The following is an 18,408-nucleotide window of genomic DNA, read 5'->3' as shown; positions in this document are numbered from 1 at the left end:
AATGAATTTAGAAGAAACCTTATTTAATTTTTTAGATATTCATGCTAACCATCAGCAGCCCGTACTTTTGGGATTATCTGGAGGCTCAGATTCTCTTGCTCTTTTCTATCTCCTTATAAAATATAGGAATTTAAAAGCTTTAAACTTTGCTGCGGCCCATGTAGACCATGGCTGGCGCGCAGAAAGCAAAGAAGAAGCCCATCAGCTGCAGCATTTAGCTGCTTCAATGCATGTACCTATTTATTTAAAAGATTTAAATGTTGCCCAGCTCTCTGGCAACATGGAAGAAGCTTGCCGTCATGAACGTTTAGCTTTTTTTAAGAATTTATGTCATCAGCATGGTTATCAAGCTGTTATCCTAGGACACCATTTAAATGATCAAGCAGAAACGGTCTTGAAAAAAGTTTTAGAAGGAGGGAGTCTGCCTTATTTGGGGGGTATGATTCCTGTAACAGATTATCAGACGTTGAAGCTGTGGCGACCTCTTTTAAGCTGCTCGAAATCTCAAATCAAGCAATGGCTTGCCTGTAACAATTATGAGTTTTTTGAGGATAAAACCAATGAAGATGAAAGATTTTTGCGTGCGCGTTTCCGCCAGACAATTATTCCGCATCTAGCTAGCACATTTGGGAAAAAGATAGAAGAAAGCCTTTGCCGCTTAGGCCGTGAAGCGCAAGAACTAAAAAATTACTTAGATGGCCATTTACAAGGTTATCTTAAAGATATATCTAAGGGGCCCTTCGGCTCGTACTTAAATTTTCAAGCCCATAAGGCCTGTTCTGAATTTGAAATGAAGTATTTGATTAGAAAAGTTTGTGAAAGCGAAGGGTTAAAACTTTCGCGCCATCTAATAGAACAGGCTTGCAAAAAGATTCATGCTAAGGCGGCCAATTGCCAGCTTTTAGCTAAAGATACTTGGATTTATATAGATCGAGGACGCTTATTTGTAATGAGTAAGCCTCTAGTAGATTTCAAAGAAGAGCTTTTTTTCGATAAAGTAGGAAAATATTTTGCGGGGGGCTGGGCCATTGAAGTGACTGAATCTTTAGATTCTGATCCATCTGTTACAGGATGGCAGCAGGCGTGGATGGGCCATCTATCCATTCAAATTCCCTTGGGAAAATACAGCTTTAAAAGGGGCAACTCATCATTAGATAAGTGGTGGACAAATGCTAAAATACCAGCCTTCATGCGTTATGCTTTTCCTACTTTATGGGCAGATGATCAAATTATCTATGAATTTTTGGCAAAGCGCAGGCTAGTCGATGCTCATCCAACAGGCTTTAAACACTGGAAGGTCATCCTACGTCACCAATCTTCTACTTAAACAAAAAATGGTTAAGTTTTTCTTGTAAGTCACTATTTTTAACGAGAGTTAAATGCAAATCTACGGGGAGCTTTTGAGATAAATATAATCCAGGATGACTCTCTTCAAGAATTTGTCAAAATTTTTTGCCAAGAAAATTCAGCTTTAAGTTATTTAATGGGATTTATTATATATAATTTTATAGAGTAGAAGAAAGTTGAAAGGGTTAACAAAAAAAGCCCTAAATCTTTTATTTGCTATAGATTTGGCTCTTTGAGAACTTACTTGATGGTGAATAGCCTATCTGATACAATGGTTTTTAACCCAAAAAAATCAGTTTTAAAATAATTTCTGGTTTAATTTTTTTTTAAGCTAGCAATTTCTAAACACATTACTCGCTAAGGTGCATAAGGTTAATCATGGATGAAGATAAAAAACAGGATAGAAAAGGTTTTTCCAATAATTTCATTTGGTTTCTAATGGCAGCCTTTCTGTTCGCTTTGATGGTTCAAAATTTTATTGAAACAAAGCATGCTAAAGTCTCTTTTAGTTATCAGCTTGAGCATTTGGTCAACCTTCAGCTTATTCAACCAGAGGACAGCCGTAAAATCGCTCTGAATGACAATTTAGTGACATTTAGCGGTAGGTTTCGTGAACGTCAAACTGAAGAAGGGAAAAATCGTTTCAAATTCATTGATCTTCTCAATACCAATCATGAATTGACAAGCGAAAAAGAACGCGTTCTCAAAGATCTAAATGGACAACGTGAAAAAATTATAGAGGCCACAGGGTTGTTTTTACAGTTGAGTGGATTGCCTATACCAGCTCATGGATATGTAGTAGTCGATCAGTTTTATAGTCCAGCTCAACCCAATGCTGCTATTGTAATTTATGAAGTTAATAAAACTAGTGGAGTGACGAGTTTCCTGGAATTAAAAAAACAATTAGCTAACTTTTCAGCCTCTTTAGATGAGCAAGCTTTAAATCAATATGGGAATGCTTTATCAGGTTTAATTCAAAATTTCCGGTCTTCTTTACTAGGAATTGGCAGTGAATCCATTAAACAAGTTTTAAAGAAATTGGATAGCCAAGTTTCTCATGCTAAAAGTTCTATCCTTAGACCCGAGGAGCGGCTTACCCTTTACAAAAAAGCTGTAGAAGATTTAGAGGGAATCATTAATGAATTAAACACCCCTCAAAATGGCATGCGCTTAGCTTTATTAAGGAGTGTAAGAAATTACAGGCAAGTTTTAGACGAACTATCCAGGATAACATCAGCTTTAGAAGATAATCAAATTCAGCTAGATAAAGCTCGTCAAGCGGTTACTAATGTCATCTGGTTTTTTAATAACCAAGAGGTTTCTACGAGGACTTTAGAAAAACAAGATCCTGAAGTCTACCATCAATGGTTTATCAATGCTAAAGAGGAATGGGATAATTTCCAAAGCAATCGAGGGGGCTATTTTAAAGCTCCTGATCAGCCATTGAATGTAGTTATGGAGAAAACCTTTAAAAGTGAAGAGCCTTCTCCTAATTATCTTAGCTATTTTTTCACTCTTCTGCCTGTCTTGTTAGTCATGCTAGTTCTCTATTTTGTTTTCTCACGTCAGATGAGAGGCATGGGCAATAGCGCTTTAAACTTTGGCAAGTCTCCTGCTAAATTAATGAATAAAAGTAATAATAAAATTACTTTCAAGGATGTGGCAGGAGTAGATGAAGCGATTGAAGAGCTCCAAGAGATTGTAGAATTTCTAAAAAGTCCAGGAAAATTTACTGCTTTAGGTGGAAAAATTCCCAAAGGCGTATTGTGCATTGGTCCTCCAGGTACAGGTAAAACCTTGGTCGCTAAAGCGGTGGCCGGTGAAGCGGATCGTCCCTTTTTTTCCATCTCAGGCTCAGACTTTGTAGAAATGTTTGTAGGGGTAGGCGCTAGCCGTATTCGCGATCTATTTGACCAAGCGAAAAAGAACGCGCCTTGTATTGTGTTTATCGATGAAATCGACGCTGTAGGACGCCATCGTGGTGCCGGTATTGGAGGCGGCCATGATGAACGTGAACAAACTTTGAACCAGCTTTTAGTCGAAATGGATGGTTTTGATACGAATGAAGGTGTAATTTTAATGGCTGCCACCAATCGTCCGGATGTGCTCGATAAAGCTTTACTACGTCCTGGTCGTTTTGATCGCCGCGTGATCATTAGCTTACCCGACGTTAAAGGGCGCTATGATATTCTTAAAGTCCATGCGCGCAAAATTAAAATGGATCCTTCCGTGGATTTGATGAGCGTAGCACGCAGTACACCAGGCTCTTCAGGTGCCGATTTAGCTAACTTATTGAATGAAGCTGCGCTTGCTGCTGCACGCAAAGGCCGTTCAGCAGTAACCTCAAGTGAAGTAGTAGAAGCTCGAGATAAGGTTCTATATGGTAAAGAAAGACGAAGCTTAGAAATCGACGAAAATGAAAAACTTACCACAGCTTACCATGAATCGGGTCATGCTATTATCGGCCTGGTGGTTAAAAATGCTGATCCTGTGGATAAAGTGACCATTATACCCCGTGGCCTTTCTTTAGGTTCTACCATGTTCTTGCCTAAGAAAAATCGGCTGAGTTATTGGAAGAGGGAGCTGATCGATCAACTCGCAGTATTAATGGGCGGTCGTGTGGCTGAAGAAATTTTTGTCAGTGATATCTCTAGTGGAGCCAAGCAAGATATTGATCAAGCTACACATATTGCCCGTAGCATGGTATGCGAATGGGGAATGAGCGATAAGCTTGGAGCTGTAGCCTATGATGAAAGGTCTGAAAGTGGCCAATATTTAGGCATGCAAGGTTATCATGAAAAAAAATATTCCGAGAGTACGGCACAGGCTATTGATGAAGAGGTGAGAAAAATCTTGGATGCAGCCCTTGAAACGGCCAGACAGATTATTCGCGACAAGCGCCATGAAGTTGAGCTGATGACTCAAATGCTCATGGAGTTTGAGACTTTAGACGCGGAAGATATTAACAATATCATCAATGGCAAATGGTCGATGGAAGAAAAACGCAAGAAACTTAAGATTGCGGATGAGCTGCATAAAAAAAGTGGCTTAACACCTCCCCCTCCACCTCCAGCAGATGAGCCTTTAGCTGCGCCCGGTAAAACTTCTAATGAACCTTCTTTTGCGTCCAAAATAATTGGATAAAGCAAAAAAAAGAATAACCGATGAAGACTTTAAAAACTCTCATCGGTTATTCTTTTTTTCTTCTAAATGAAAATGGAAACGATTATGGAAAAGAAATTGATTGTCATTTTGCTGGGAGCACCCGGCTCTGGAAAAGGTACTCAAACTAAATTACTTAGTCAAACTTTGTCTCTCCCTCAAATTTCCACGGGAGATTTATTCAGAGAGCATATTAAGAAAAATACCTTGTTAGGTCTGAAAGCTAAAGAATATATAAATGCTGGCCACCTTGTTCCAGACGATCTGGTATTAGAAATGGTCAATGATAGAGTGGGATTGCCCGATTGTAACAGAGGCTATTTGTTAGACGGTGTGCCCCGTACTTTAGCACAAGCTGAAAAGGTAAGTACAACTTTATTAAAAGATGTACATGTTATCGTTTTCAAGCTTGCTGTAGACCAAGAAGTAATTACAAAGCGCGCAGTAGGCCGCCTAATCTGTAAGCAATGTGGAGCCATTTATAATAGCTTCTTCTCAGCCCCTCTACGGGCAGGCATCTGCGATAAATGCGGACAAGAGGCCCTTTATCAAAGAGAAGATGATAGATTGGAAGTCGTTGAAGAGCGCTTAAAGGTTTATAATGAGCAAACCATGCCTTTAGAGGAGTTTTATTCTCAGCGTTACGGTGTAATCAGCATTAATGGCGAGAATATGCCCGAGAAAGTTTTTGCAGAACTTAAAAGCCATATAGAGGCTTTCAGCCCCTACACTAAAGCTTCTTAAAGTTTTGAGATGGCTCTTGCTTTGCAGGGGTAGTCGCTTGCATTAAAGGCTGCTATAATTGCTAAGGGTCAGCCTTTTAAACTTAATGATTTAAAAAGGTTCCACGAAAGCCTATTCTCTCCTTAATATAGTCCTAGATACTATTGTACAGATGATGGCTTACGAGATAAAAAGTAAGCATTCTTTCTTCTTTAATAAATTTAGACGTTACCTGAACGGACGGATACAAATTAAATGATCGTGGGTAACTCTGTGAGCTGTAACTTGTCTAACATCTTTTCTTGAGCAAGGCATTTTGCATCTAAGAATGCTTGTAAAGGCGTCTTGCGCAAGAAAAGATATTAGATAAGTTACAATTACCAGAAATAGTATCTGCCAGTTAACTCCTGTTTGTCAGGTCAAGTGCTGTCTAGGACACCTTAACTTCTTAAGAGAAAATACTAATCAGAAAATATTATTTCTTGGGTGCTACATACATTATTTTAAATGTTCGACCTTCTTTAGGGCAAACTTCATCTAGCTGCTGCTCCAAGGTGTCTTTAATACGAGCGTCAAAGCCTAAAAATTTGATACGGCAACCAGGCTTTTGTAAAAATTCTACTAGGTTTTTAGGATCATGAATAATACGGATAGGAGTAAAATTAAGCTTGTTGGTAGTGCTTCCTGTTTCAGAAATAAATTTTTCAATAGGACTCATAGAAAAAAGAGTGATTTGCCCATTAATATCACCAATTTCTCCATTAGGAAAATAAGTTGAAGCGATTTGATTGATTCTTTCTATATCATTTTCTTGAGGTTGTGGTAAGCTTAAAGCAGTACAAAAAACCCTTACATCTGCCAATTTGGATAATGCTCTTCCTTTCTCTTGTAATGCTCTACCTCTTTTTACTTTTGCTTCTGCCTGAGCAAACTTTATTTCAGCATCTTCACGTTGTTTATCTAATTGCTCTGAAGTAGTCTTTAACTGTTCTTTTCTAGCGGCTATTTCTACCCTTTTAGCAACTAACTCTGCTTTTTTTTCTGCGATTTGCTTAGCTTCTTCTTGTAGATGTGCTTTATAACTTTCTTTATTTTCCTCCACAAATTGTCTGAGATTTTGAGTAGCTTGTTCTTCAGCAAAAATTCTTAAATTGTTAACAGCGGCAGTATATTGAGCATACTGCGTGAATGCTTCTTTGAATTGTTTATATTCTGCTGAAGAAGTAGATATGGGAGTCATAAAATTTCCTTGGTTTAAAGTTTAGCGATTCAAAGAAGGGCTCGCGTTTATCGTCCTTGTTGCGTAAATGATCTAATAGCTCATCGCGCAGCCTATACCTTATAACCTAATTAGCACTCATTTTGCCCATTGGGTAGTCTGAGCTTGGCCATCTCTTTTATACCAAGGGCTTGGCTTAAATCCTACTTGCTAATAGGCTAGTTTCCTAGCACCATAAAGTTATGCTTTTCCCTTCAGACTAAAGCTTTGTTATACTGGGCCCAGTTAGGCATGTGGTAGACGAGTTTTTTTCATAGCCTGTCTAAAGTTTTTGGTTAGCAAACCAAGCTTTATAGCTCTTAAGCTTTAAAAAGCAATTTTATCGCGTATGCTTCTTATCATTTACGCAACAACGCCTCTATTCTTTTTCGATTTTAAAAATATAAGGTGTTTTAAATTCTAAAACGCTCTCTCACTTCGCTGGGAATCTCTGTCAATGGATTTTCGGTTAAATTAAGCCGTTGCAGCGAAGCAAGTTGGCTTATTTCAGCAGGAAAGGAGTTAAGCTTATTATGACTTAAGTCAAGTGATTGCAGCTCAGAAAGCTGAGAGATCCCTGTGGGAAGGATATTTAATTGGTTGTGACTTAAGCGAAGACTTTGCAGCTGGGAAAGCTGCCAAATTGCTGCAGTAAGCGTGGTTAAGAGATTTTCCTGTAAGTAGAGGCGTTGGAGCAAAGGAAGCTGGCCTATTTCTGTCGGAAGTTTGCTAAGATGGTTTCCAACTAAGTCAAGGATTTTCAGCTGAGAAAGGTTTCCAATTTCGCTAGGAAGAGCTGCAAGCTGATTTCTTCCTAAGTAAAGACGTTGCAATGATGTAAGCTGACCTATCCTTGCAGGAAGGTAGGTGAGCTGATTGTAGCTCAAAGCGAGTGTATGCAACTGAGAAAGCTGGCAGATGGCTGCAGGGAGAGAAGTAAGTTGATTATTACTTAAACCAAGCAATTGTAGCTGCGAAAGCTGTCCTATCTCTTCAGGAAGGGTGGTAAGCTGGTTTTGGTCTAATTCAAGCGTTTTTAACTGAGAAAGTAGCCCAATTTCTGGGGGCAAAAAAGTTAATCCTGATTTGCCTAAGTCCAAGTGGAGGAGGCCTTCGCAATTCTCTCTCATCCATTCTTTTAAAAGCCTTCCTTGTTTTTTTATAGACAGAGTTTTGATTTCGTCTCGATTTAAATATTCTTTCCCCCCAGGTAATTTTTGCCAAAGTAAAAGACGATTAATATTAAGAATATAGGAAGAGCTACTCGAGAACGTAAGACGTTTATTCCTTATATTAAGATCTAAAGGAGAAAGAGATTCCGCTAAGGTCAAGATTTGCTTAAAGATATGATTTACTTTAAACTCAATGGAAAGGCTAGGATCAATTTTATAGATCCTATCTAAAATGCTGGCTTGTTCAGTAAAATTCCCATTTTCGTGAGGAAAATGAAAACCGACTATCTTATTGTAGAGGGAAACAATAGCTTGAGGAGAATGATCTAGATTTTCTGTGCTAGAGTAGCGATTTAGGCAGCATTCTAGAAAAGCTTGTGCTTTCTCATATGCAGGGCTCAACTCTATAGCTTGCAATAAAGCCTCAATGGCTTTTGCATTATTTCCTTTTTCATACAGTTCTTTGCCGCGTAGAAAATGTTTTACGGCTTCTTCGCTAGGCTCTTGTTTAATTTCTTCTAAAGGGTGGGACTCAGCAGCTTCAGCTAACTGCCGGATAGTATAGTTAGGTACATAGCTCTTAATGGGCTGCCTATCGAGCGGACAAATTGCCCTTTGAGCTAAGCATTGAATAATAGTATCTTCATTAAATGTATGCCCACAGGGGACTAAGGTAACCGCTTGTGTCATCAATTCTCTTGATACAGGATCTTCTATATTCTCTGAGACTAGGGTTCGAAAATTTGTTTGCGTGCTAGAAGTAGTGGCTGGAAGCATAATTCTCCTTAAGTTTTATATTTATTTATCAAATAGGTTGAAGCTAAGGGTACTTGTTTCTTATATTTGAGAAGATTTACTCCCATTCTTTTTTTTACAAGGCTTATTTGTAAAAACGTAAATATTTTTTATTAATCAAAGATTGACATAGTTTTTTTGTTGCATTGCCTTATTTTCATTCCCTACTTTCTTCCTTCATCTCAAGGTGTCCCGATGAGGATTGTTTGAACAATACCTTGCCTAGCCTTCCTCTCAACTAATCAAGTACATAAGTGGCATTTCGCCTAGTATCGACAATCTTTTCTTGCAGATCTCTGGCTTGTTAGCAGCAAAGCGTCTGATCAAAGCCATGTTTTCAGCACTAAAACCTGCATTATTTAAGGACGTACCTTTTTAAACCCCGTTCATTGTATAACAGGACTTTCTTCGCAATTTATTTCTTTAATTCCCAGTTAGAGATTGCTGCAATTGAGGTGAAACGAAGCGCAAATCTTTTTCCTCACCTCTCCTCCTTTGCCATCATGTTAAGAAAGAAGTCTTCAGATATAATTGCTCTATCGACGAGATAAGAATAAATAGCACTTAAATAATTCTGAGCTTGCTGGAGTTCTTTTTGGCTAAATAGAGAAAATTCTCGATGCATTAGGTCTAATAACTGAATCTGAAAATGAGCTATCCTACGCTTAGTTTCCTCATTTACCTGATGAAAAGCAATCGAGGTAGAATAATCATTAAGTGAGCTCCACAGGTAGGAAACAAGTTGAGAAAGAGACTCAAGAGGAAGCGGATGCGGCTCTCCATTTAATCCTCTATCTTTAAATAATATTTGAAGAGAGGACAAATGTTTTTCTTGCTGTAAGCAAACTTCTCTCTCTAGCAGCATTTTATCTTGCGAAAGATTTTCCTCTCTTGCTAATGAAAAAAGATAGGGATTTTCCAAAGGTTTTTTTAGTTTATTTGCCAGCACTAAGTCATATATATAAGTTTTTTTTATCCGTAGCCGTTCGGTTCGGTTTATCCAGCCACTATCCAAGTTTAGCGCAGTAAGCGATGTATTAGTAGTAAAAATTTGAGGCCAAGCGCTAATACCTAGATCGCCTATTACATTATCTGCAAGGTTCAGCTTAGTAAGAGTAGTATTATTCTGTAAAACTTTAGCTAGAGCAATAGAGCCTGCATCACTTATCTCATTAATGCCTAGGTTTAAATTGGTAAGAGAGGTATTGGTTACCAACATTTGGGCTAATGCGATGGCACCTTGATCTTTTATTTTATTACAATCAAGCTTGAGTGTAGTGAGGGAAGCGTGATCTTGCAGAGAGTGGGCTAATGCGATGCCACCTTCCGAATGTATCCGGTTGCAAGTAAGGTTAAGGTAAGTAAGGGAAAAATTGCTTTTAAGGGCTTTGGCTAAAGCAATAGCTCCTTCATCATCTATCGTAAAATTCAAGCTAAGGCCTAGCTTACGGAGATAACGATTGTCTTTGAGGACCTTAGCTAAATCCTTAGCACCTTCCGGAGTTATCATATTATTTTTAAGAGTGAGGTGAGTAAGGGATGTGTTGGTTGTAAGGGCTTTAGCTAAAATTGTGATACCATGGTTGCCTGGCATACTATTATTAAGGGCAAGCTTGGTAAGCAAGCTGTTTGTTCCAAGCGCATTTACTAAAGCAGCCTGGAAATTCCAAAAAAGCTGGTCTAGAGAGTCAAAGGCCTGTAAAGAATTATCAAGCAAGGCTTTAAGCTGCTGCCTAAACTTTTCAGAAAATGTGTCTAGCTTATAGCGAATCAATAAGGGTTGTTGATAAATAAGTTCATGATAAGGTAAAGAAGAGATGGCGCAACCTTTTAAAGTTAAGCGCTTTAGATGAGGAAGGTTTATCGCAATTCTTCGGATAGTTTCGGCAGAAAGACCTGAACACCCTTCTAGCTCTAGCTCTTCCAAGCAAGGAGCTTTTAATTCGAAAGAAGTAAGAGCAGCATTGTCCTTCAGGGAGAGAAAGCGTAGCTTAGGAGCCTGTAGGCTAAAGGTTGAAAGTTTAAAACAGTAAGAAAGATTAAGATGGGTCAGGGTCGAGAGGTCTTTAGCTTTAAATTTATTTATCTTATAACAGCCGCGCGCTTCGAGTAATCTAAGGCTAGGTGATGCCTTTATCAAAGTCATGAGTAGAGAGGATGTCAGCTCATTGCAATAATTTAAAAACAGAGAATAAAAAGAAGAGGATGTCATGGCTTTAAGCAGTACAAGCTCTTGTTTATGCTGAGAAATATTTATAAAAGCTAGGGTTGCTTCGCGGAGCTCATCTGTCAAAAGCTGTTGAAAAGGTTGAATATTTCCTATTTGGAGAGCATCGGCCACGTTTCTAAGATGACTGGGATGGCTTTGTTGAATTAGTGTTTCTAGCTCTTTTAAAGCCTCCTTGGGTAAATACCTTGCCTCGTTTGCTATTATATTTTCGGTTAGCATATTACAACTTTTCAAGATAAAACGGCTTGTACTGATTGTTATTAGCCCTTGAGGATTGACTTGATAAGATTTTCCTGCCCCTTTTAAAAAGCGGCTTAAAGGAGAAAGGAGAGCATCTGATAGGAGATTGGCATAGTATCTTCCCAAAGGAGGGTCTAAGCGAATAAGTAGATCCAAAGGCGTTAAGCTCGAATTTTCCTGAAGAGCACATTGAAGACGTGTTAGCTTTTGATAAAGCTTGGCTACAGTCTTAGGAGGTAACAAGATGGAAATCACTACAGGATTTTGCTTATTGTAAGCATAAGTGAACTCTCGCTCTTTTTCATTAAAAAGTTCAGTATAACGGAGCTGTTGATATTCTAGATCTTTAAGCCAGCTTTGTAAAATTTCCAGAGGCTTAAGATTTAAAAAATGTTCTCTTATTTGTGGATGAAGAGAAATGTTCATTTGGTTAAGACAAAATAGAATACATTTAACTTGTAGCTTTCCTTCCTGAGAAAAAGATGGAACCCAGGCGTGATCATTATCGATACAAACTAGTTGCTTTTTCTCTTCTCCTTGATAGTTGATAAATGTTTGTAAAATATAATTGTCAGGCTTACCATCTTCAGGATTAATTAACATGGCCATGATCATCATGTTTTGGAGGCGGTGGAGGTCTAAATCCTCCAATGTGTCTCCATTTTGTAAAGCTTCCTGCAAATTTTGCCCCTCAATGGTTTGCGAGGCTAGAAGGGCATAGGGTTTCCCTAAAATATCATAGCATTTAAAGAGTTCTGTTTGCGGAGTTCCATGTCGAACAATTAATTCATGCAGCCTGCCTACTGCATATTCTATGCCTGCCATTTCTGGATCTGGCTTAAAATGCATCTTTCTTTGAAGATAGCTGACTGCTACCACAGCTCTTCGGCCATAGGTATTGGATGTTTTTTCAAAGCGCCAGGCTTTATTTAACGATAGCTGTGCTATAACAGAAGGATGGAGTTGCACTTTACCTGCATTGATGCCTACCCATAAAAAACCTTCTTCCTTAGGGGGTAGAGTTAAAAGAGCTAGAGAGCGTAAATAAGCAAAGGAGGGTAGCTGGGCCTCTAAGAGATAGAGGGCCTGGCCTATTTGAGGATTGTGTGCATGCTTTTTAGCAAATTCCAGGATTTTAGCAGGATGAGCTTTACCACCCGCCCCCTTTCTAGCCAATTCTGTAAATACAAATATTTTGTCTTGGCTCATAGCTTTTTCTAATGGCGTCTCTCCTTTACGTAAAAAATCGGGGTAGTCTAAATCGGCTCCCTTTTTAACTAGCTTAGCTAACAAGAGGGTAAAGCGATTAGGAGCATGAGAAGCACGATTAATCAGCGGAAAAAGAGGAGGAGAATAATCGTTATCCACAGCATTAAGATTGATATCTTTTTGCTCTAGCAAAAGATCAGCAATTATTGATAAATGCCTTTCTTCAATCTGCGGTGAAGTATAGGTGCGCATAAGCTTATGCAGGGCGGTTTGACCGGACTCATCGGCTTGATTAACCTGGGCCCCTTGCTGGAGAGCTAATTTCACTAAAGAAACATTCCCAAGATCGATGGCCATAAACAAAAGGTTTTGCTTTTGCATTAGTGAAAGAGGAAGAGGGATATAGAAAGAAAGAGCTGCCACCGCTTTGAGTAGATTAAGCAAAGAAGGAATACTAGCAGACCAGTCGAGAGATGTCAAAAACGCGCTGGCCTCCTCTTCTAAAGACACCTTGATGGATTGGAGGTCATGAGCAGATAAAGCAATCGGGCCTATAAGAGCTTCAGCTGTGGTTCGATGACGATGCAAAGTTAATAGCGCATCTAGAGGATTAGCATGCCGTTGCATAAGAGCTTGATAGCAGGCAAAAGCTGTCGGCTCTAAGTTCTTAAAAAGTTCATAATGATTGATGGGGCTATGCCCAAGCATATCTTGAATAGTTTTTAATTTTTTATGAAGGTTTGAAAATAGCCCCTGAGGTAAGCATAGAGGGATATCAAGCTTTTTTTCTTGGCTTTCATCCCAGAGATCTTCTTGCAAAAGTTGTTTCTGAGTAATAAGTCGCTGATAGGCTTGATTTCTTTGATCTAACTGCTGAATCCATTTCAGCAGAAAATCGACTGGCTCTAAATTTACCATAAATTCTTTGACCGCTTGGGAGACAGGTTGATTCATGCATCCTTTAAGCAATAGCGGTAAGCATTTTAAGTGAATACCATGACCTTTATTTATTGGGGTAAGCGCAGGTTCGAAAGCACGATCATTATCAATGCAGACAAGCCTTAAACGCTTCACCTCCGTGCTTTCCCATTCGATTTCAGCAATATAGTTATCAGCTTTACCATCGTTAGGCAGGACTAAGAGGCTCGCAATGATTAAGCTGCTAAATGCTTCCTTATCTAACTTTCCAAGCAAAGGGGGGATGAGGCGAGACAGATCAGGTAAAGAATGATTAGGGAAAAGCTTAATGATCCAACGCAAAGCTAAAGGAAGATCAACCAAGTTTGCCAATGAAGCTTGCCAGGCCAATCGGGGATGTAACTTTAAGATCGCTAATAATTGCCCAAAATTACTTTCTCCCTTAACTTTTAAGTAATCTAGATAAAACATGCGTAAGCCCTGCTCTTCGGATCTTAGGCTAAACTCGCCGCTAGAAGAAAATTCTGCTAGACGTTGTTCATCGGGTAATTGTTCCATCCAAGCTTTATAGCTTTGAAAAAGTTCTATAGGTGTAGAAAAACAGGGCTGATGAGCAACCTCTAGCAGGTAATCCCAGCTTCTTATCAGCTCCTCGGAAGAAAGCTGGTGGTATAAGATGTCAAACATTTCTAGAACACTGATAAGGTCAGCTAGTAAAATAGCCGTAGGGCGTTGGGCCCCACTAGAATGACCTATAGTATATCCTACTTGTAAGGTACGTGCTTCGCCATAACTTGATGTGCATAGCCGCTCTCTTAAGCCTGGATTTTCAGCAAAAATTTGGTGGCTACTTTTGCCTTGCCTAGATTGTTCGTGGAAAATTTTTTTTGCTTCTTGATCGGGAGACACATGCCAATTAGACGTTAAGACGTGAGAAATTTTAAGCAAGGCGGTGGGAGCCGCAATGAAAGGTCCTAATGAAAAAGCTTGGGTTAAAGAAGTAGCGGCGTATTCCCATGCAGGCCTTAGATAGTCAGAGACAAGCGCAGCGGTAGGATTAGCTTTACAATGCAGGCCTTCTAAAGAGGCGACTGCATGCCTACCATGTGTATTAGTGCGACAGGGTAATCCTAATTCATCAATAGAAAGCATTGCACGCGCTTTATCTATATCAAGGAGAAGAAAACCAACTGAATCTCCGCAAACTTGGGCTTTCAAAGCTAATAAAGCCTCTCGTTTCTCTAAGCTAGAAGCCTTTAAAAGCTGATTTATAAAATTACAATAATAGGTTTCCAGGATTTCCAGCTTGCCTATAAGGGAAGGAGTCGTAATTGAAGTTATAGTATCCGCTATTTTAGCTAAAACTCTGTGAAATGGTTGTAGAAGGGGATGCGAAGCCACGCTTACCCCCTGTTCGATTATCTCCTTCCTTTGTTCCTCTGTAACTATAAACCAAGGTAGCTTAAGATCGGGCAAAAGAGTAGCTAGTATGTTTTTTTCTTCAGAGGTATAAGAAGAAGACTCGGCGTAAAGGTGAGCTACAGTTTCTCCTAATAAGTCTTTTTCTCGACCTAAATACTTTATTAGACGTTTCTTCAAAAGACTTTCTTCGGGTGTACCTTTTGCATGCATGTAAGGCAATATGGGGCGGTGAAGGGAAGATAAAGAAGGGGTAGCCCTGCTCTCTTGCGCAAAAAGGGGAAGAGGGGTATTGCTGATAGGTTCTTCGGATTCTATTGCTGGCTCACGGTAAAAAATGTATGGCGAAGGGCCTAGCGGTGGGGTGATTTGCATATAAATCCTTTAACTATCTTGGAAGTTTGTTATTGTTATTAATCTTTTAAATGAAATAAGAAAAAACTGGCCGCTAATTTCTTTAGCGGGATGTTTAGATACCACTTCTGACAAGTTTCCTATAAGCTTAATATAGGTAGAGGCAATTGCTTTTAGCCAGCTTGAATGGCCAAGCAAGACACTCTGAATATCAATTAATTCCTTCCTAAAGATATAATTTAAGAGCGGTTGCTCTTGACTATCTCGCACGGTAATAGCAATCTTTGGGTAGATGGGTTAATACTAAAATTACGTTCATGTTACCTGGCAAAAGGGCAGAAGAGCTGTTTGGCAATTATTTTATTCATAAATTTAAGCACTAATATTGGTTTTGTTTTTTGAAGAGTAAATGAATAGCATTACTCCTATTTGGCAAGTTAATTGCTATTCGCCTATAATTCCTAAAAGTGAGGGACTAAAGCTTGCAAAGTATTTCTCATATTAAGATTTAAATTAAGGATCAACCTCTTTATCCTCTTTATGTATACATTTTATCAAGGGATGTATCCCATCAAAAATGTGGAGGGCTCTAGCGCATGGTAGGCATTTTTGTAGTCTTTCTAAATTGATTAGAAATGGGATAGGCAATCTTTCTAGTTATACGCTTCTAAGAATTTCTTTATGCAATCCTAAGTTGAATAAAAACCTATCTATCATGAAGATAGCTAGCTTCCAAAGGATTAGCCTTTTAATTATACAGGCGTACTTCCTTTAAGCGGTATCCTTGGAGCAAATGGTGTTGAGCAGCGTTACAAACTGGCAAGCAAAGATATGGGATCACGGATGGCTGAAGCTATAATTCTTTGCTCATATTAGAAAAAATCGAAGAAGGTAAAAAATAGTAAATTTCTTAAAAAGTGAGAATCGTCTTTTGCAGCCGTTTATAATTGGTAAGTGGCCCTTGGGTATACTAGGCCTTAAATGCGATTCTAAAGACATCCGCAAGGTCAAAAGCCTCCGCGAATAGCTGTTTTTTTCTATTTGATGGGTTTTTTGATTTTCATTAGCTCTTCATCCTCTAAAAATTTAAACACGTCTACCTCCCGGGCCGCTTACTATAAAAGTTTAACAAATTATCTTTTGGAAGAAGATTTTAAGCTAACTCGTTAATGATGAGAATAAGCTTTCCGTTTCTTTGTAAGCTTAGAAAACTTTTGCTCATCATAGCAGATTTTATTTTAGGAATCGTAGATTAACAATAGGAATTTTATCAATCCAAAGTAAGCGGTCACGGGATATAAAAGGTTTTTTAGATAATAGAAGGCATGGGTTGCTTGGTACGAGCGGCATAGATAGCGTCTGCTAGAAAATCTAGAATAGATTTTCCTTGTCGATAAAGAGTTTCGATACAGCTATGCAGTACTTCCCTCCATCTTTTGCCATAGGTAGACTGGCTACCTAGACATAACTTACGTACAATGACTAGATTTCTTAAAGATTCTTCGGCAGCATTATTGGTCATAGGAATAGCAGGATCTTTCAAGTAAGCACGGAAATGTTCGATCTGCTTTAAAAGCTTGTGGCAAAACTTCCGCAACTTCTTGGTGCTACTCCAGCACTGCAGTTCTTGCAATTCTTCTTGTATATAACGCCAGTTAAGATACCCATACTGCTGCCAAGTAGATTGGCTGATTTGTCCTTTTTCTAGGCGATGCTTATCTTTAAAAATCTCTTGCAAGGTATCATATAGGTGTCCTAAGCGCTGTGTATCCTCTAAAGATATATTGGGCTGTTCTGCTTGTCCTTGTATGTTACGGAACAGATGAGCTAGACAATACTGCTTGATCTTTATCTTAATTTGATGAACAGCTAAACCTCGATCACTCACTAAGCAATGAATCTCCTGACCGACTAGCGCCTTTAGAGTAGCGCCATTTCGATAAGGTCTTAATGCATAAGCAATCACATTTCCTACGCGTAATACTAGCAAATGTTCGTTAGTGGCGGCATGACGCCAGCTTGTCGCATCTATATGCAAAGGCTGCTGTGTGGTAATAACTGCTTTAACGAGTGTTTCATAGGACGAAAAAAGTAAGGCAGCGGTGCGAGCTTTAACTTTAGAAATAAAATCTTGGCTTAAAGCCACATTAGGCAATAAAGCACTAATCATGGTACGCACGGCTCTGTGCCCTTGCCGATATTGCCCCATCAGCAGATTAATAAAGCCTTACAGCCTAGGACCGAGCAAGAATTGCTCATTTTCTTTAAGTTCAGGCCGTGTTTCTAGATGGCAGCAAGGACATCTGCTCGTTACTAAATCTATTTGATGCACTAAAGGTTTAATTTCAGGAAGCTCGATCTGCTGCCAGGAAAGAACCTTATCAGTTGCATGCATGGCAAAGTGGACAAACTTTTACACTGCGAACCTCTTGCGAGGTAACCGCGCTAGCAGGTAATAACTTACGGCTGGCACCAGGATGATAAGGTCGATTTTCTGCTTTAGGTAATGATGAACGACTAGCTTTTTGATCCGTCGATGGTGGCTGGGAACTATTCTTAGAATTCTTATTGAGCTGCTCTTCCAGCTGAGCAATGCGCGCTTCAAGCTTGGTAATTACCTTTTCTACTTTATTTACCAACGCTTTTAACTATGCATTTTCAGCTCGAAGCTGCGCATTCTCTGTAAATAGCTGCTCGTATGAAGGTTGCATACTACTCAATATATGATTAAGTAAATATAAACTCTAGAAATTGTTTTACTTATCAGAAAATAATTGACAACCCTCGTGACCACTTACAATCCAAAGACTTTAATTTGATGGCGTAGTGGTGAAGATGGGAGGAGAAAGGAAAAATACCCCTGCCTCCTCCTTAACTTCTTAAGAGAAAATACTAATCAGAAAATATTATTTCTTGGAGGCTACATACATTATTTTAAATGTGCGACTTTCTTTGGGGCAAACCGCATCCAACTGCTGTTCCAAGGTATCTTTAATACGAGCGTCAAAGCCTAAAAATTTGATACGACAACCAGGCTTTTGTAAAAATTCTATCAGGTTTTTAGGATCATGAACAATACGGATAGGAGTAAAATTAAGCTTATTGGTAGTGCTTCCTGTTTCTGAAATAAATTTTTCAATAGGACTCATAGAAAAAAGAGTTATTTGCCCATTAATATCACCAATTTCTCCATTGGGAAAATAAGTGGAAGCGATTTGATTGATTCTTTCTACTTCATTTTCCTGAGGTTGTGGTAAGCTTAAAGCAGTACAAAAAACCCTTACATCTGCCAATTTGGATAATGCTCTTCCTCTTCCTATTTTTGCTTCTGCCTGAGCAAGCTTAATTTCAGCATCTATTCGTGTTTTAGCTAACTGCTCCAGTGTAGCATCTAACTCGTTCAACATGATTTAAAGCCTTTTTGCCCTGAGACAATATTTTAGGAGAGTTTTATATCAAAAAATGCTATATTTTCTTTACAAGTAAATCATTACAAAGCTCTTAATTTCTTGCAAAGTTTACTATGAAACCAAATAAACTAAACAATCAACAAGACCTGCTTTTTAAATTCCGCTTTAGCA

10 protein-coding genes are annotated in these 18,408 nt (G+C 38.8%); 3 read left to right on the top strand and 7 right to left on the bottom strand.

Annotated features, from left to right (window positions below; translation table 11 throughout):
• The first annotated feature begins 1 nt into the window (after position 1).
• The 3 genes from tilS to NEOC84_RS08300 all read left to right on the top strand — a co-directional run bounded on the left by tilS (position 2) and on the right by NEOC84_RS08300 (position 5,253).
• Positions 2 to 1,327 carry a tRNA lysidine(34) synthetase TilS gene (gene tilS / locus NEOC84_RS08310; protein ID WP_166157976.1) on the top strand — a complete coding sequence of 442 codons (1,326 nt, stop codon included), beginning with the start codon at positions 2 to 4 and terminating at the stop codon, positions 1,325 to 1,327.
• 458 nt (positions 1,328 to 1,785) lie between these two features.
• Entirely contained in the window at positions 1,786 to 4,491 is a 2,706-nt protein-coding gene (gene ftsH / locus NEOC84_RS08305; protein WP_347566665.1) for an ATP-dependent zinc metalloprotease FtsH, read from the top strand.
• An 84-nt stretch (positions 4,492 to 4,575) separates the two neighbouring features.
• Positions 4,576 to 5,253, top strand: coding sequence for an adenylate kinase (locus tag NEOC84_RS08300; RefSeq protein WP_242678241.1), 678 nt, complete (start codon positions 4,576 to 4,578; stop codon positions 5,251 to 5,253).
• A gap of 454 nt (positions 5,254 to 5,707) precedes the next feature.
• On the opposite strand, the gene NEOC84_RS08295 is transcribed toward NEOC84_RS08300, so the two are convergent.
• The 7 genes from NEOC84_RS08295 to NEOC84_RS08265 all read right to left on the bottom strand — a co-directional run bounded on the left by NEOC84_RS08295 (position 5,708) and on the right by NEOC84_RS08265 (position 18,234).
• On the bottom strand, positions 5,708 to 6,472 hold the full coding sequence (locus tag NEOC84_RS08295; RefSeq protein WP_166157967.1) for a hypothetical protein: 765 nt from the start codon (positions 6,470 to 6,472) through the stop codon (positions 5,708 to 5,710).
• 431 nt (positions 6,473 to 6,903) lie between these two features.
• A complete protein-coding gene (locus NEOC84_RS08290) occupies positions 6,904 to 8,439 on the bottom strand; it encodes a hypothetical protein (protein ID WP_166157964.1) in 1,536 nt (511 codons plus the stop codon).
• Between the two features lie 499 nt (positions 8,440 to 8,938).
• Positions 8,939 to 14,848 carry a hypothetical protein gene (locus tag NEOC84_RS08285; protein ID WP_166157961.1) on the bottom strand — a complete coding sequence of 1,970 codons (5,910 nt, stop codon included), beginning with the start codon at positions 14,846 to 14,848 and terminating at the stop codon, positions 8,939 to 8,941.
• A 1,288-nt stretch (positions 14,849 to 16,136) separates the two neighbouring features.
• A complete protein-coding gene (locus NEOC84_RS08280) occupies positions 16,137 to 17,036 on the bottom strand; it encodes a transposase (protein WP_166157958.1) in 900 nt (299 codons plus the stop codon).
• Between the two features lie 18 nt (positions 17,037 to 17,054).
• Entirely contained in the window at positions 17,055 to 17,222 is a 168-nt protein-coding gene (locus NEOC84_RS08275; protein WP_166157955.1) for a hypothetical protein, read from the bottom strand.
• Positions 17,209 to 17,466, bottom strand: coding sequence for a DUF6444 domain-containing protein (locus tag NEOC84_RS08270; RefSeq protein WP_166157949.1), 258 nt, complete (start codon positions 17,464 to 17,466; stop codon positions 17,209 to 17,211). The genes NEOC84_RS08275 and NEOC84_RS08270 overlap by 14 nt, the downstream gene beginning before the upstream one ends.
• 267 nt (positions 17,467 to 17,733) lie before the next feature.
• The gene (locus tag NEOC84_RS08265; RefSeq protein WP_166157952.1) at positions 17,734 to 18,234 is read right to left on the bottom strand and encodes a hypothetical protein; all 501 of its coding nucleotides are present in this window, start codon (positions 18,232 to 18,234) and stop codon (positions 17,734 to 17,736) included.
• Between the last annotated feature and the right edge of the window lie 174 nt (positions 18,235 to 18,408).

This window comes from Neochlamydia sp. AcF84, from assembly GCF_011087585.1.
Lineage (GTDB): Bacteria > Chlamydiota > Chlamydiia > Chlamydiales > Parachlamydiaceae > Neochlamydia.
The sequence above is the reverse complement of the archived record's forward strand: the minus strand, read 5'-3'. Positions and strand labels throughout refer to the sequence as shown.

Coding starts and splice junctions, on each gene's coding strand:
- tilS (WP_166157976.1), top strand. CDS start 2: ATGAATTTAGAAGAAACCTTATTTAATTTTTTAGATATTCATGCTAAC.
- ftsH (WP_347566665.1), top strand. CDS start 1,786: ATGGCAGCCTTTCTGTTCGCTTTGATGGTTCAAAATTTTATTGAAACA.
- NEOC84_RS08300 (WP_242678241.1), top strand. CDS start 4,576: ATGGAAAAGAAATTGATTGTCATTTTGCTGGGAGCACCCGGCTCTGGA.
- NEOC84_RS08295 (WP_166157967.1), bottom strand. CDS start 6,472: ATGACTCCCATATCTACTTCTTCAGCAGAATATAAACAATTCAAAGAA.
- NEOC84_RS08290 (WP_166157964.1), bottom strand. CDS start 8,439: ATGCTTCCAGCCACTACTTCTAGCACGCAAACAAATTTTCGAACCCTA.
- NEOC84_RS08285 (WP_166157961.1), bottom strand. CDS start 14,848: ATGCAAATCACCCCACCGCTAGGCCCTTCGCCATACATTTTTTACCGT.
- NEOC84_RS08280 (WP_166157958.1), bottom strand. CDS start 17,036: ATGGGGCAATATCGGCAAGGGCACAGAGCCGTGCGTACCATGATTAGT.
- NEOC84_RS08275 (WP_166157955.1), bottom strand. CDS start 17,222: ATGCATGCAACTGATAAGGTTCTTTCCTGGCAGCAGATCGAGCTTCCT.
- NEOC84_RS08265 (WP_166157952.1), bottom strand. CDS start 18,234: ATGTTGAACGAGTTAGATGCTACACTGGAGCAGTTAGCTAAAACACGA.